General features: G+C 70.3%; 13 protein-coding genes. 4 read left to right on the forward strand and 9 right to left on the reverse strand.

The window, feature by feature from the left end:
* The first annotated feature begins 281 nt into the window (after positions 1–281).
* Positions 282–1,016, forward strand: coding sequence for an aldo/keto reductase (locus tag ACH34W_RS49600; RefSeq protein ID WP_395968263.1), 735 nt, complete (start codon positions 282–284; stop codon positions 1,014–1,016).
* Positions 1,017–1,168: 152 nt separating this feature from the next.
* On the opposite strand, the gene ACH34W_RS49605 is transcribed toward ACH34W_RS49600, so the two are convergent.
* Positions 1,169–1,804, reverse strand: coding sequence for a hypothetical protein (locus ACH34W_RS49605; RefSeq protein WP_395968264.1), 636 nt, complete (start codon positions 1,802–1,804; stop codon positions 1,169–1,171).
* Between the two features lie 268 nt (positions 1,805–2,072).
* Here ACH34W_RS49605 and ACH34W_RS49610 point away from each other — a divergent pair, with 268 nt between their 5' ends.
* Positions 2,073–2,669, forward strand: coding sequence for a hypothetical protein (locus ACH34W_RS49610; RefSeq protein WP_395968265.1), 597 nt, complete (start codon positions 2,073–2,075; stop codon positions 2,667–2,669).
* A gap of 744 nt (positions 2,670–3,413) precedes the next feature.
* Here the strand turns inward: ACH34W_RS49610 and ACH34W_RS49615 are convergent.
* Positions 3,414–3,620 (reverse strand): hypothetical protein, encoded by a 207-nt coding sequence (locus tag ACH34W_RS49615; RefSeq protein WP_395968266.1) that lies wholly within the window; start codon positions 3,618–3,620, stop codon positions 3,414–3,416.
* A gap of 684 nt (positions 3,621–4,304) precedes the next feature.
* Between ACH34W_RS49615 and ACH34W_RS49620 the strand changes: the two genes are divergently transcribed.
* Positions 4,305–5,897, forward strand: coding sequence for an AMP-binding protein (locus tag ACH34W_RS49620; protein ID WP_395968267.1), 1,593 nt, complete (start codon positions 4,305–4,307; stop codon positions 5,895–5,897).
* Positions 5,894–7,255 (forward strand): MFS transporter, encoded by a 1,362-nt coding sequence (locus ACH34W_RS49625; protein WP_395968268.1) that lies wholly within the window; start codon positions 5,894–5,896, stop codon positions 7,253–7,255. The genes ACH34W_RS49620 and ACH34W_RS49625 overlap by 4 nt, the downstream gene beginning before the upstream one ends.
* Before the next feature lie 47 nt (positions 7,256–7,302).
* On the opposite strand, the gene ACH34W_RS49630 is transcribed toward ACH34W_RS49625, so the two are convergent.
* The 7 genes from ACH34W_RS49630 to ACH34W_RS49660 all read right to left on the reverse strand — a co-directional run bounded on the left by ACH34W_RS49630 (position 7,303) and on the right by ACH34W_RS49660 (position 14,337).
* Complete coding sequence (locus ACH34W_RS49630; protein ID WP_395968269.1) at positions 7,303–7,632, reverse strand: hypothetical protein; 330 nt, start codon at positions 7,630–7,632, stop codon at positions 7,303–7,305.
* Positions 7,633–7,811: 179 nt separating this feature from the next.
* Positions 7,812–8,999, reverse strand: coding sequence for an MFS transporter (locus ACH34W_RS49635; RefSeq protein WP_395968270.1), 1,188 nt, complete (start codon positions 8,997–8,999; stop codon positions 7,812–7,814).
* Positions 8,996–9,763 carry an SDR family NAD(P)-dependent oxidoreductase gene (locus ACH34W_RS49640; RefSeq protein ID WP_395968271.1) on the reverse strand — a complete coding sequence of 256 codons (768 nt, stop codon included), beginning with the start codon at positions 9,761–9,763 and terminating at the stop codon, positions 8,996–8,998. The genes ACH34W_RS49635 and ACH34W_RS49640 overlap by 4 nt, the downstream gene beginning before the upstream one ends.
* A gap of 2 nt (positions 9,764–9,765) precedes the next feature.
* Positions 9,766–10,695 (reverse strand): sulfotransferase, encoded by a 930-nt coding sequence (locus ACH34W_RS49645; RefSeq protein ID WP_395968272.1) that lies wholly within the window; start codon positions 10,693–10,695, stop codon positions 9,766–9,768.
* The gene (locus tag ACH34W_RS49650) at positions 10,692–11,585 is read right to left on the reverse strand and encodes a family 3 encapsulin nanocompartment shell protein (RefSeq protein WP_395968273.1); all 894 of its coding nucleotides are present in this window, start codon (positions 11,583–11,585) and stop codon (positions 10,692–10,694) included. The genes ACH34W_RS49645 and ACH34W_RS49650 overlap by 4 nt, the downstream gene beginning before the upstream one ends.
* A gap of 106 nt (positions 11,586–11,691) precedes the next feature.
* Positions 11,692–12,942, reverse strand: coding sequence for a DegT/DnrJ/EryC1/StrS family aminotransferase (locus tag ACH34W_RS49655; protein WP_395968274.1), 1,251 nt, complete (start codon positions 12,940–12,942; stop codon positions 11,692–11,694).
* 186 nt (positions 12,943–13,128) lie between these two features.
* Positions 13,129–14,337 (reverse strand): PucR family transcriptional regulator, encoded by a 1,209-nt coding sequence (locus ACH34W_RS49660; protein ID WP_395968275.1) that lies wholly within the window; start codon positions 14,335–14,337, stop codon positions 13,129–13,131.
* Positions 14,338–14,340 lie beyond the last annotated feature (3 nt).

Below are 14,340 nucleotides of genomic sequence, written 5' to 3' on the forward strand. Positions count from 1 at the left end.
AGACCGCCCTCCCCCAACGCTGGTGGTAGAGGGCACCGTCGATACCGACGGTGACGCCGGCCTTGGCAACCACCCCGCGGCGCGTGTGGAGCTGCAGAACCCGCATGGGACCGTCGTAGTAGCCGGCGTAAGGGACGGGCGTCTCACTCATGCCCGCCATCGTTACCACGGGGCTTGCTGCCGAACCACCCCGCGCGCGTCGTCGATCAAGGTGCGGGGGTGGGGGGAGAATGCCATGTATGACTTGGACGGTGAAGCTTCCTGGTGGTATCGCGCTACCGTTGATCGGTTTTGGTACCTGGCAGTTGCGGCGCGACACTGCGTACGAGTCGGTGCGCGTGGCGCTGGAGGTCGGTTACCGGCATGTCGATACCGCAACGCTGTATCAGAACGAGTCAGAGGTCGGCAGGGCCGTGAGGGACAGCGGCGTGGACCGGGCACAGGTTTTCATCACCACCAAACTGCGCCCACAGGACGCGCGGCGTGCCCGTCGCACCCTGGAGTCCAGTCTTCGCCTACTCGACACCGACTATGTGGATCTTTGGCTGATCCACTGGCCGACCGGCCAGGACGGACTCGTCTCGACCTGGCAGGAGCTGTTGGCCGCCAAGGACGCAGGACTGGTCCGCACAGTCGGGGTCAGCAACTACAGCCCGGCCCAGATCGACCTGCTGACCAAGGCCACCGGACAGCAGCCGGCGGTCAACCAGATTCCGTGGAGCCCGGGACAGCACGACCCTGCCTTGCTGGACGAGCACCGTCGTCGGGGAGTGGTCGTCGAGGGCTACAGCGGCCTGAAGAACACCGACCTGCGCCACCCAGTCCTCACCCAGATCGCCGAGCGGCACGCAGTCACGCCCGCCCAAGTCGTCCTGCGCTGGCATCTAGAACACGACATCGTCATCCTCCCCAGGTCATCGCACCGGGAACGCATCGCCGCCAACTTCGACCTGGAACACTTCACCCTCACCGCCGAAGACGTCAGCGCGATCGACGCCCTCACCCAAACCCGCTGACCGAAGACGGCAAGCGAGCGGCGTGCGAACGTGTCGTCACCGAGAGACGACACCACTCCACCCCAGCAGTGTGGTCGGCGGCATGAGAGCCGACTCCCGCTGTACGGAACGCTTGGGGCGACTCAGGATGATCCACCCCGGCGATCTATGGATCACATCTGTCGTGCGCGTAGGACGGGCTCGGCGAGGAGGCGGGCGGCGAGCGTGTGGTCGCAGCCGAGCAAGGTGTACGAGAGGTCGGGGTCGCTTGACAGGCACCAGGTGCGGTCGGCGGGCCAGAGCATCGTCACGGGCTGTTCGTAGTCCCAGCGGGCCTCCCATGCGGTGTACACCAGGTCCTGGAGGGGCCCGGCGACGAGGAGGTAGGTGATGTGCCCACTTACCCGCTCGGCGATGTCGCCGAGCGGCGGGTCGCCGGGGCTGTCGGCGGACACGGCGTTGTCTGGCGGTGACGCCGGACCGGGACCGGTGGAAATGATGAGCAGTTCCGGGCCAGGGCCGGGGTCAGCGTCATAGGACGCCAGGCAGGCCGGGGCTCCGGGGCTGGTGGTTGTGAGGAGGATCTGGTCGAGGACACTCTTCTGCCTGTCCGACGGGTGTCCTTCACTTGAGGACGGTCCATGGAAGGGCGCGGTCAAGCCGCTGGTAGCCGGTTCGGCACCGGGGTGAAGCACCGCGATCGTATGGTCGTAGGCCGCCGGCAGCGGAGGGCCGTCAGCCTGTTCGGCCGAGGCAGCGACCCAGGCGGCGAACCAGGCGAGCTGATCCGGGGCGATGCGTTCGAGCATGGGACAAACCTATATGGGACAAACCTATATTGCCCCAGGGCCGACCGCGTTCTCGGATTGTGAGACGGTGAGGGCGGGGCACAGACGGCGTGTTGCGGCCTGACGTGCAACAAAGCCCTATAGAACGGGATTGTCGAAAATCGTCTCGATCGATGGGCCTCGTAGTCGATACAGTATGTCCTGCCGTCGTGGCACTCGGTCTCATTTCTGACATTTCCCCCATGCCCACCCGGACGCAGCAGGAGGCAAGTTGAAGACGCTTTTGAGGATGACCTGCTTTTCCACGGCCCTCGCGATTAGCACAGTCTCGTTCTCTCCATCATCCGTCCATGCCGGCACCGGCTCTCCGGCCACGCCCGTCGCTGGAGGCCTCGGAGCGGAACTGCTTCAGGACGCCGCGATCCCCACCAGCACCGATGACGAGCAGACCTTCACCATCACGGCCCAGTCAACCGCGGCCGGCCTCCAGAGCGGCCTTGCCGCGAGAATCGTCTGCAGGGGCTCATTCAAGGGCAGCAGGCCCTATGACGCTCCACATCCCGGGGCGAGCTCGAAGAAGCGGAAGATCAACGCACACCTGTCGGTCACCTGCACCGGCCCGGGTGCCGGAGCGACGCTCGTCACGGTCAGTTCACGGATGACCGATGGCCGCCGAGCGGGCAAGGCGAGTACGCGCAGAGGTCTCGGCAAGGCCCGGACCGGCGGCGACCTCGCCTGTGTGAAGAGCAAGCGCGCCTACCGGGCCGTGGGCCTCGTGGTCATCAAGTTCCCCCCGAGGTACAGCCCTCCGTCAGCGACCCATAAGGCGGCCAGCATCGCCAAGGCCTTCAAGAAGAACGGCAAGGGAATCTGCGTTAAACCCTGACTGAGCATTTCAATAAGGCTTACCCGAAACCCCTGGCCCATATGTGGCCCATATGTCCACAACGGCATACTGACCTGCGGGAATGCTAGTCGGCCAGCTGTCCGGCGAGGGGTTTTGGGTAAGCCTTAATGCTGGAATGTCTTCTGAATGGGTTATGCCAGCGCTCGGTTCACTCAAACACGGCGGTGGCCAGTTCGGCCTGATGTCGGGGAGATTCGAGTTGCATCGTCCCCCGAAATGACTCCATGATGGCGTTGATGTTCCTATGAGGCGAGCGTTCTGGCCGAGGCGGGCACCCTTGAGGAGGCGCTCGAGCAGCCCCACTGCCCCCTCATCGGCAGAAGCGGACGACAGATCGGAGACCTAATGCGACAAATGTCGGTCACTCCGTGTGACGGCCGCCGCTGCTCACGAAATGCTCAACTACGACGGTGATTGCTCATCCACGAACTGCTCGTCACGGTCATTTCAGCGCCCGGCCTTGCTCGGGAAGATCGAACAAGGTTGACTCGCCAAGCCGTGGCTGACATGGCACAGCGATACGGCTTTCTCGACGACACCGAGGAGTCCTCTGGCTGCGCCAGCCAGCGGCCCAACGGCGCCGACCAGTCTGGTCTGTTGCGGATCGCCGTCGATGTCGCGTGGGCCGGACGACCACCCTGCCCCATGGGATCTGCGTGCGAATTGTGATCTCGCTGGCGAGCGATGCGTCCGCCCCCTCCCTGCTCGCCTGCACGCCGATGCTCAGGTCGATCGGTTCTGCGTCCCGCCATCGTGACCACGGCGATCGGCTTGGCCTGCTGCCAGGATCATCTCGTCGACGATCAATCTCGTCTGCGGCGAGAGGTCGACGAGGGCGCGGAGGACATCGCTGCGGATCTCGCCTGCGCCGAGCTCGGCCCTCAGGGCCTTGAGTGTCAACTCTTCGCCGATGGGCTCTGATTCGTCCACGAACCCGAAGTAGCCGAGTGGCACACCGAAGAACGACGCCAACTTCAGGCATGACCTGTGACAAGGGCCTCCCTGACGATGGTGATCGAGCATCCGCTACAGCCGTCAGCGCCCGCGTTGCCGCTGGCTTACGAGCCAAGGAGCCCTAGCCGGCTGCGTGGAGGAGGCTGATCGTCTCCTCCACCGGCTGGGCGGTGAACAGCTGGCTGCGGTGCACAGGGCGATGAGTCGGCTGCGGATGACGGTTGGGGCCGCACGGCCAGGGACCGTGGAGGAGGGCAATTAGGCCGGGCGCGGCCACCGGACGGGTGAGGTCATCATCTGGCCTGTCGTGATGGTGAGGCTGTCGCCACCGGCGAGAGTCAGGTCGGCACGGTGGCGGCGATGGTGAGGTGGCGATGCGTGACCACGACCCCGACGACCACCTCGCCGCCATCCGGCGCATCACCAACGGGAACTTCCGCCTCATCGACTGACATCGGTACCGACGCGTGGCTGGCTTGACCAGCCACTTTGCCCGTAACACTTCGTCCAGGCCCCGCCCTACTGGCGGTTGTGCGGCACGAGCACTGTCCGCTGCGCGCCTGAGCCACCAGCAAGCATTCGGACGGCGCGTTAGTGTCGTGGATCATAGGTGAGAAACAGCCCCATCGCTCACAAAGCGCCTGGCTGGAGGGAAGCCTTATGGCCGACTGGTCCCACGAGTACCGGCGGCACGGCTGGTGGCGGGAGGAGACCTTCCTCGACGACCTGCGCCGGCATGCCCGCGAACGACCCGCAGCGACGGCACTCATCGGCCATCGGGCCGACGGCACCCTCGGCCTTGTCAGCTATGCCGACCTGCTCGCCGACACCGACCGCTACGCCGCGAGGCTGCTCGACATCGGGGTCGAACCCGGTGACGTCATCGCCGTCCAGCTCCCCGACTGGTATGAGTTCGTCCCGCTCGCTCTGGCCTGCGCCCGGGTGGGAGCGAGGTTCTGCCCGCTCATGCCGATCTACCGGCAGTACGAGCTGTCGCACATCCTCGCGCTGACCGAGGCAAAGGTCTGCGTCACCATGGCGGAGTGGGACGGTGACAGGCTGGCCGAGATCGTGACCGGGCTGGACCTGCCGCATCTGGAGCACGTTCTCGTCGCCGGAGAGCCTCGCCCGGCCGAGACCGCCTCGTTCGAGGACTTCCTCGAAGGGCGCAGCGACACGACCCCCACGTCCGAGGTCGAACTCGCGCCGGACGACCCGTACCTCATCCTCTTCACCTCGGGAACGACTGGCGAGCCGAAGGGAGTGCTGCACAGCCAGAACACCCTGTACGCCTCCGCACGCGGATTCGCCGACGCGATGGGCCTCGACTCCGGGCTGGTCATGGAGGTCGCCCACGTCAACACGCACATGTCCGGGTTCGCGATGGGCCTGATGGTCCCGCTACTGCTCGGGGGCACCGCGGTCTTCCAGGAGAGGTGGGACGGAGGGGTCGCTCTCGACCTCGCCCAGGAGCACGGCCTCACGCTCTTCTACGGCGCCGCGCCCTTCCTGACGGACGTGCTGGACGGCCAGCGCGAACGTCCCCGCGACCTGCGGAGCCTGCGCTGGGTGGTGACCGGTTCGGCCCAGGTCCCCCCGCGCATCGTGGACGAGGTCCAGGACGTCTTCGGCCTGCCGACCTACTCGTTGTGGGGCATGACGGAGAACGGCCCGGTCACGGTCACCCGGCCCGACGACCCGCCCGACTGGGGCGCGCACAGCGACGGGCGGCCGATCGAAGGCATGGAACTGCGGATAGATCCCCTGAAGGGCCGCGACGACGGCGCGGGTCGGCTCTGGGTGCGCGGACCCGCCCAATGCCTGGGCTACTTCCGGCGGGACGAACTGTACGAGGCGGAGCTGGACGGCGACGGCTGGTTCGACACCGGGGACCTCGCCCGCGACGACGGCCGCGGCGGTATCCGCATCGCGGGCCGCGCCAAGGACATCATCATGTACAAGAGCCTCAACGTGCCCGTCACCGAGGTGGAGGCCGTCCTAGGGCGGCATCCGAAGATACGTGAGGTCGCGGTCGTCGGCATCCCTCACCCCGAAGTGCTCGAAGAGGTGTGCGCCGTGGTGCTTGCGACCGGCGAGCCGCTCACGCTCGACGAGCTGCACGAGCACATGCGGGCCTCCGGTGTGAACGACTGGTTCTGGCCCCGGCGCCTGGAGATCGTCGAACGCATGCCGAAGACCGTCACCGGCAAGATCCGCAAGGTGGAACTGCGGCAGCGGTACGGCGGCGGATGAGCTCGCGGCGATCGCCGTCGATCGCGGCGGTCTGCGCTGGGGCGTTCCTCGGGGCGATCGACGTCCATCTGGTGAACGTGGCGTTCCCGCAGATGCTGAGGGATTTCCCCGGCACGGACCTCGCCGGGCTCTCCTGGGTCTTCACCGGCTACACGATCGCCTTCACCGCCGCGCTCCTCCCAGCGGGCGGCCTGGCCGACCGCTTCGGCCGCCGCCGCGTGTACCTGGCCGGGCTCACCGTCTTCGTGGCCGCGTCGGTCGGCTGCGCGATCGCCCCCTCTCCCGGAGTGCTGATCGCCGCGCGCCTCGTGCAGGGCGCGGGCGGAGGAGTGATCACCCCGCTGGCGCTCGCCTTGATCCTGCCCTGGTTCACCGAGGAACGTCGCGGCACCGGCATCGGCCTCTGGAGCGCGACCCAGTCCGTCGCCATCGCCGCGGGTCCCACCCTCAGCGGCATCCTCGTCACGACCTGGGACTGGCGCACCATCTTCTGGCTGCACCTGCCCGTCGGCGCGGCGGCTATCGCGCTCAGCCTCGCCACGCTCCCACCCGACCCCCAGAACAACGATCCGACGCTCCCCGACCTCCCCGGCCTGGGGCTCCTGGCAGCCGCGATCGGCCTCCCATCCCTGGCGATCGCGCAAGGCCAAGCCTGGGGCCTCACGGACATCCGCACCGCGCTGGCCATGGCCGCCGGACTGGCCGCGGGCCACCTCTTCTTCCGCCGCTCGACCCGGCATCCAGCCCCGCTGGTCGACCTCGACGTCCTGCGCGTGACCCGGCGACCCAACGCGGCGATGTTCGTGCTGGGCCTGGTGATCTTCGCATTCCCCCTGGCCGCCGTGCTCTTCCTGACCGGCGTGTGGGGCTACAGCGAAGCACGCGCCGGTCTCGCCATCACCCCCGCGCCCGCCGTCCAGGTACTGGTGGCCCCGCTGGCAGGCCGCCTGATGCATCGAGTCGGCTACCGCGCGATGGCCCTCGGCGGCGCGGCCCTCCTCGGCGCGAGCGTCATCCTCCCCGCCCTCACCGCAGACCAAGCCCCTGCCTACCCTCAAGTCCTCCTGCCCGCATTGCTTGTCGCCGGAGCAGGCATCGCCGTACTCACCACCGCGTTGAGTGGTGCCGCGCTAGCGGACGTACCACCCTCGCGCCTGGCCACCGGGACGGCCCTCTCAGTCACCTCACGAGCCTGCGGCGCGGTACTCGGCCTCTCCGCCCTAGCCGCCTTCCTAGCCGGAGCCCCACGCGACTCCCTGAACGCCTACCAAACCGTCTGGTGGGCCATGGCCGTCCTTTGCCTCACCCTCCTGACCTCCTCCCTCCGTCTCCCCTTCCGCGCAAGTACCGGGGCTTGAGCGACAACCACTCGGCAAGTGGCGTCAGGGAGCCGTCGAGGGCGAAGTTACCGCCATCCATCGCAGCGATGCGGGTGGGCTCGTCGGGGTCCGCGCTTGGTGCCCTCGTGCGCCAGCATCACCAATGCCGGGTCCAGGTCCTGGACGATCCCGTGCACGGTCGTGTAGCAGAGCTCGTGAGCCGCCTCGGTGAAGTTCGTGCCGCTGATGAGCTTGCCGGCGAGTTCGTCGATCTTGTTGCCGTACGTCTCTACATAGTGCCTCGAGGACAGGCCGTACGACAGCAGGTCAGCAATGAAGTCGCCCTTGAGCGGCCAGATCCTGCGCAGCGCCGAGCCGTCCCCCGTGGTGGGCAACGACCGCGTGTTGTTGACCACCTCGTCTGCGACCCTGCGCTGTGAGAGCCACTCCAGCAGGCCGCAGGATGTCGCGTTCCAGCTCCAGCTCCTCGATCTGGGCTTTGAGCTGCTTGTTCTCCGCGCATGGTCCCCTCCCCGTTCCGTCGTCCCTGGTGGGAGGGGCCGGTCGTGCGGACGGCCGGGCCGCCCTCCCGGGGTCAGTGGCGCGGGGCCTGCACGGGTCCGGTGTGCGGGCGGGCGGCGGGACGGTCGGCGAGGTGGCCGGCGAGGGCGGCGGCGAGGGCGGTGATCGCGGCGGTGACGAAGACGGCGGGGTAGCCGAGGCCAGTGGCGATGGCGCCGGTGATCAGCCCGGCGGCGCCCAGCCCGAGATCCCAGAACGAGGTGAACGCGCCGAGCGCCGCGCCGCGTTCGGCGGCCGCGGAACGGTTGATGACCAGGAGGGCGAGGGACGGGTAGAGGAGGGTGAATCCGGCGCCCATGACCAGCGCGCCGAGCCCGGCGGTCCAGGCCGATCCGGCGACGGCGATCAGCGCGAGGCCGAGCGCCTCGGCCAGGCCCGCGGCCACCGCGATGCGGGCGGCGCCGACGCGGTCGGGGAGGCGCCCGCAGAGCAGCCGGACGCCGATGTAGGCGACGCCGAAGAGGGTGAGTGCGACGGGACCGCCGCCCGAGTCGCGTTCCGCCATGTGCAGGACGACGAAGCCGGCGAGCGCGGAGTAGCCGACCGCGGCGAGGGCCAGGGCGGTGCCGGGCAGCAGCACCGGCCGCGGCACCAGGACGCGGGACACGCCCGCTCCACCCAGGTCGGGTGCGGGCAGGCGGACGGCGAGGAGCGAGGCGGCGACCGGCAGCACGATGTGGACGAGCCAGACGGCGCCGTAGCCGCTCTCGCGCCGCAGCAGCTCACCGATGATCGGGCCCAGGGTCCAGCCGCCCCACATCGACAGCCCGTACCAGCCGACGAGCTGGCCACGCCGGTCCCCGGGGGCGAGCGCGATCACCCAGAGCGAGCCCGCGGTGAACGTGGCGGCCTCCGCGACGCCCATGACCACGCGCAACACGAGCAGGGCGGCGATGCCCACGGCGCCCTCCACCGCCGCGTAGCCCGCCCCGACTAGGGCCGCGGTCGCCGACCCGGCGGCGATGACGAGGCGGACGTCGCCGCGCTGGGCCAGCCGTCCGACGTAGGGGCGGCTGAGCAGCGCGGCGACGGCCGAGATCCCGAACGCGGCGCCGACGGCGAGGGCGGATCCGCCGAGTTCGGTGGTGATGAGCCGCGGCAGGACCGGGACGGCGGCGCCGAACGCGGTGAACGTGAGCAGCACGGCCGCGCACAGTCCGGCGAAGGCGCCCGTCCAGGGGCGGGGGGTGGTTCCGGTCACGGGATGCCTTCGTTGGCGCCGCCGTCCACCAGCTGCACGGTGCCGGTGACGAAGCGCGCGTGCTCGGAGGCGAGGAAGGCGGCCACGGCGGCGAAGTCGTCCGCGTCGCCCACGCGGCCGAGAGGAATCCCCTTGGCGATCTCGGCGACGGCGGCGCCGGGGTCGGTGAACTGCCGTTCCAGCGCGGGCGTGCGGTGGTACCCGGGCGCCAGCACGTTCACGGTGATGTCGCCGGGGCCGAGTTCGTGCACCAGCGACTTGGCGAAGCCGACGAGGCCGGGCCGCGTCGCGTTCGACAGGCCGTACTTCGGGATGGGCCGCCGCACGGTCTCCGAGGTGACCATCAGGATGCGCCCCCACCCGGCGGCGCGCAGGTGCGGCAGCGCGGCCAGCACGAGCGCGACGTGCGGGATGAACGCGGTGTCGAGCGCGGTCCGGTAGTCGGCGGGCGTGAACGAGTCGACCGGGCCGGGGCGCGGCCCGGCGCCGTTGGTGACGACGACGTGCAATGCGCCCGCGTCCTGGACGGTCTCGGCGATCCAGGCCTCCGGTGCGCCGTCGTCGGTCAGATCGAGGGCGCGGCTCCACACCCGGCCCGGCCCGGCCGCGCCGACCTCGCGCGCGGCGTCGGCGAGCCGGCCGGGGTCGCGGCCGCAGATCGCCACGTCGGCGCCCTCGGCGGCGAGCCGGTGGGCGACGGCGCGGCCGAGCCCGCTGCCGCCGCCGGCCACCAGGGCGATCTTTCCGGTGAGTCCGAGGTCCATGGTCACCTTCCGGTGGGGGCCGGGATCAGCGGGTAGCGGTACCGCCCCAGCAGCGGCGCGGCGATCACCGTGCCGGTGAGGGCCTCCCCGCGCGGCAGGCCCCGGATCCACTTGTCGTCCGGCCGGATCCGGACCTCGCCGCGCTGGAGACGGTCGGGGTTGCCTGTGACGGTGTGGTTCTCGCCGAGCGTCGCCACGCCGCCGGCGGTCACCGGAGGCGTGCCGGGCAGGCCCGCCCAGCGGCCGAGCGCCGCGAGGACGCGGGCGGGCTCGGCGGCGAAGTCCTCGTAGCGGAGCCTGCGGTACCGGCCGGGGAATGCCTCGCCGATCCATTCAGACGCGATGTTGAAGCCGGTCCAGTAGGCGGTGCTGCGGCGGACGTCCATGGCCGGGATGTAGGCCTTGGCGCGCCGCCACGAGTACGCCGTGGCACGCGGGTCGCGGACGAGGTGCAGCGCGTACGCGTCGATCCCGTCCAGCCCGAACAGCGCGGCGGCCTCGGCGGGGAACTTGGAGCTGTCCACCAGGACGTCGGCGCCGAGCACTTCGGCGGCCGTCTCGTACAAGGAGGTCATCGCGGCGAGGGTTTCCCGCACGTCGGCGTCCTGGACCGGCCGCCCCCGCGCCTCGGCGAGCCGGCGCCGCGTATGCCGGGTGCGCAGGTGGGCCTGATGACGTCGCTGGCGGTCGGCGGCGACCTCGCGCAGCGCGGTCTCGTCGGCGGCCGTGAGAGAGAGGACCTTGCCCCACATCCGGCAGGCGCGCAGGTCCTCACCGCAGCCGCAGGTGGGGTTGGTGCCGGTGCCGAGCACGCCGTTGGACCACAGGTAGGACAATTCCCCGACGTGGGCCACGCGCGGCAGCTCGCCGAGGATGTTGCCGAGCAGCGTGCTGCCCGACCGGCACCAGCCGGTGATGTAGAGCACCTTCACCGGAGGGCCTCCCCCAGGTCGGCGAGCACCAGGTGCTGGGGCAGGTGGACGGCCAGCCCGACCTGGCAGTACGCCTCGACGGTGTCGGGTCTGCCGTCGCCGCGCCGCAGCACCAGCCGGGACCGGGCCGGGTCGAGCAGCGTGGCGACGGCGCGGAAGTCGCCGAACAACGCCTGGTGCCGATCGATCATGCGGGTGCGGGACACCCGGACGCCGACGGCGTTGAGGTGGGCGAGGCGGCCGTCCAGCGTGAGCCGCCAGTAGACGTCCGGGTGCACGACGATGCCGTCGCAGGACCCGCCGGTCTCCTCGACCAGCGCGGCGGCCCACGCCACGTCGTCGGCGAGGCGCCCGCGTCCCCGTGCGGTCCGGCGGCCACGCACGTTGAGCAGCCCGGGAACGGCCTCGTCCGCGCTGCCGTGCAGCAGCACCTCGTTCTCCGCGGTGCAGAGCCGCACGACCACGCGGCGGTCGACGTGGGCGGCGAAGAGGTCGGGATGCCCGGTCAGCCCCTCGGGGAGCGCCACGGCGACGCGCACCTCGGTCACCCCGGCGTTCTCCAGCCGCGGTTCGAACGCCGACTCGGGGCTGGAGGCGTACGAGACGCCGGACCGCGACGGGGTGTCGGACCGGACCGGCTCGGTGACGTGCCAGGCCTGGTCCTCCCCGGCGAGGTCGCGGCTGCCCAGCAGATGCCGGACCGTGTAGCGGGGACGGGCGGTGAAGAAGGGGAAGGTCGTCGTCAGGGTGAGGGGCAGGTCGAGTTCGACCACGGGAGCGTCCGGCCGCGCGGCGGCGAGGGCGGCGGCCAGTTCACGGCCGGGCGAGGGGGCGGCCGGGTCCGCGGTCATCGGCGGGGCGACGGTCTGGGCGACGGTCGGCACGGGCATGCGGTCTCCTTCAGGCGGCTTCAGGCGGCGCGGGCTTCAAGCGGCGCTGGCTTCAGGCGAGCGCGCGGGCTTCAAGCCGCGCTGGCTTCAGGCGAGCGCGCGGGCTTCAAGCGAGCGCGGACAGCACCTTGCGGACGGCGGTCACGAGGTCGTCGCAGTCGTCCAGGCCGAGGTTGGCCGACAGCGGGATGTCGATGGCCTCCCCCACATATCTGGTGGTCTGCGGCAGCGCCGCACGGGCGGCGTCCGCGTCCGGGCCGAGCAGGAAGCGCCAGTTCCAGAAGGAGCGCACGTTCTTGTCACCGCGGTCGCCGAGCGCCCGCGCGTCCACGCCCTCGGCGCACAACGCCCGCGCGAACCACGCGCACTGCTCGGGCGTCGCGCCCTCCAGGCGGAAGACCAGGGCCTCACCGAGATAGGCGCCGGACGCCACCGGCCGGCGCAGCGCGATGCCGTCCACGCCGTCCAGGCGTTCGGCGACGTGTCCGTAGTTGCGCTGGTGCAGCGCGAGCCGCCGCGGGAGCCTGTCGAGAAGCGCGTCGGCGAGCGCGGCCCGGATCTCGTCCATCCGGAACGAGAAGATCGGGTAAGCGAGGTCGTCGACGGCGGGCGGTTCGCCCTCGAAGTGGCGGTTCATACGGTTCTCGTACGCGCCGCTGTAGACGACGGCGCGGGCGTGCGCCTCCTCGTTGTCGGTGAGCAGGAAGCCGCCCTCGCCGGTGTTCAGTGATTTGTCGGACTGCGTGCTGAAGGCCCCGAAGCGGCCGAACGTGCCGAGGTGACGGTCGCCGATGCGCGCGCCCAGCGCGGGCACGGCGTCCTCGATGACGGGCACTCCCCACTCGTCGGCCAGGTCGCAGATCGCGGGCATGTCGCTGGCGAACCCGCGCATGTGCACAACGACGACGGCCTTGGCGCCCTCGCTGAGCACCCGCTTGAGGTCGTCGAGATCCAGGTGCAGGTCGGCGTCGCACTCCACGAGCACCGGCCGGTGCCCGGCGAGCAGGATCGCGCTCGGCGTGGCGGCGAAGGTGAACGCGGGACAGGCGACCGGGGAGCCCGGCTCCAGCCCGCAGGCCAGCAGGCCCAGCGCGATGGCCGTCGTACCGCTGCTGCACGCCAGCGCGTGGGCGGTTCCGAAGTAACGGGAGAGACGGCGTTCGAACCGGCCGGTACAGGTGTCGGGATAGGGCCGGTGGTCGTATCGGAAGTACAGGCGGGAACGGACGGCCTCGGTCACGGCCGCCTCGTCCTCCGTGCTGATGAAGACGTCGCCCTTGTCGTAGGTGGGCCACGGTCCGGTCCGGACCGGAGACCCTCCCTCGACGGCGAGTCGTGCCTCCTGACTGGTGAACACGGTAGGTCCTCCACTCGTCGGCGCACGCCGGGCGGCCACCGATCGGCGGCCCGTCACCCGGGTGGCAGCGCCGAGCGTATGTAGAGGATGTCCACCCCAAGACGACTGGAACGTTCGCAAATTGACGGAATTGTCAGGCGTTGTTTCGACACTTGACTGATCCGCACTCGCCCCGTCGCGGCGCGTTCACAGACCGGGGTCGTCGTCGCCCAGTTCGGCCGAATAGAGCCCGGCCGAATAGAGCAGGATGCCCTGGACGCTCGTCGGCGAGATACCGGCGAGCGCCTCGACCCGGCTCAGCCGGTAGTCGAGAGTCGAGCGGTGGATGCCCAGTGAACGGGCCGTGCGCCCACGATCGAGGTCGCTGCGGTAGAGCGTGCGCAGCGTCTCCCACAACTGCTCGTGGGAACGCACCACGGAGAGCCGCGACTCCAGCCGGTGACGCAGGTCGCCGCGTCCCGCCAAGGCGACGCCGACGGCCGCGTCGGTCAGGAACGCGACCTGGTCATGCTCCCCGAGACTCGTCAGCAGTCCGCCGATCTCGATGGCCTCCTCGATCGCGGCCTTGGCGTCGTCGCGGGTCACCGCCGCCAGCCCGGCCACGAACCCGCGGCCGTAGGCGGCGTGACAGGCCGCGACCAGCCGGATGGCGGCGTTGCGGACCGCGGGACGGCTCTCGGGGTCCTCGTCGTGCGGCGCGGGCAGCAGCGCGATCAGCCACTCCCGGTCCGGGGACGCGGCGCACATCCCGCCCGCCGGAAGCTGGCCGAGCACCCCCGGAGGCACCGCCCCGAACCGCACGGGCTCGGCGTCCGTTTCATCCGGCGGCACGACCGGCGAGAGCGCGACGAGCACGCACGAACCGGGCATGCCGGTGCCCGCCACCCGCGCCACGCTGGCAACGTCGCCGCCGTTCCACAGCGTGGTCACGACCAGGTCGGCCACGGTACGGCCGCCGGTCCTGCTCATCTCGTCGATGTAGGCGCGGCGGAGCATGGTGGTGACGCGCGGCAGGATCTGCGCCGCCCCCGCGGAGATGCCGAGCAGGTCCTGCGCCGCACGCGGTCTTGCCACGTTCCAAAGGTGGCGGAACAGGACCGTGAGCACGATCTGGCAGCAGTGTTCGAGTTCCTGCAGCGGGACCCAGTCGCGGGCGCACCGGCGGGCGACGTCCACGACCCGCCTGCGGTCGTGGACGGAGGGTTCACCGGCGACCGTCACCTCCAGGAGGCGGCGCACCAGTTCGGGGACGATCTCCTCCCACTCATAGCGGGATCCGGCGGAATGCAGGGAGGAGGCCAGCGCGGGGGCGGCGTCGGCGGCGATGGCCCGGACGAGGTGATCGAGGTCGAGATCGGGATCGAGGGCAACGGGCAGTACGGGAGACTTCGGCACGGG

The organism is Actinomadura sp. 6N118, assembly GCF_044326415.1.
Classification (GTDB): Bacteria; Actinomycetota; Actinomycetes; order Streptosporangiales; family Streptosporangiaceae; genus Spirillospora.

What these genes read in the sequence shown, in the direction of transcription:
- ACH34W_RS49605 (WP_395968264.1), bottom strand. Translation starts at nt 1,804, where the DNA reads ATGCTCGAACGCATCGCCCCGGATCAGCTCGCCTGGTTCGCCGCCTGG.
- ACH34W_RS49610 (WP_395968265.1), top strand. Translation starts at nt 2,073, where the DNA reads ATGACCTGCTTTTCCACGGCCCTCGCGATTAGCACAGTCTCGTTCTCT.
- ACH34W_RS49620 (WP_395968267.1), top strand. Translation starts at nt 4,305, where the DNA reads ATGGCCGACTGGTCCCACGAGTACCGGCGGCACGGCTGGTGGCGGGAG.
- ACH34W_RS49625 (WP_395968268.1), top strand. Translation starts at nt 5,894, where the DNA reads ATGAGCTCGCGGCGATCGCCGTCGATCGCGGCGGTCTGCGCTGGGGCG.
- ACH34W_RS49640 (WP_395968271.1), bottom strand. Translation starts at nt 9,763, where the DNA reads ATGGACCTCGGACTCACCGGAAAGATCGCCCTGGTGGCCGGCGGCGGC.
- ACH34W_RS49650 (WP_395968273.1), bottom strand. Translation starts at nt 11,585, where the DNA reads ATGCCCGTGCCGACCGTCGCCCAGACCGTCGCCCCGCCGATGACCGCG.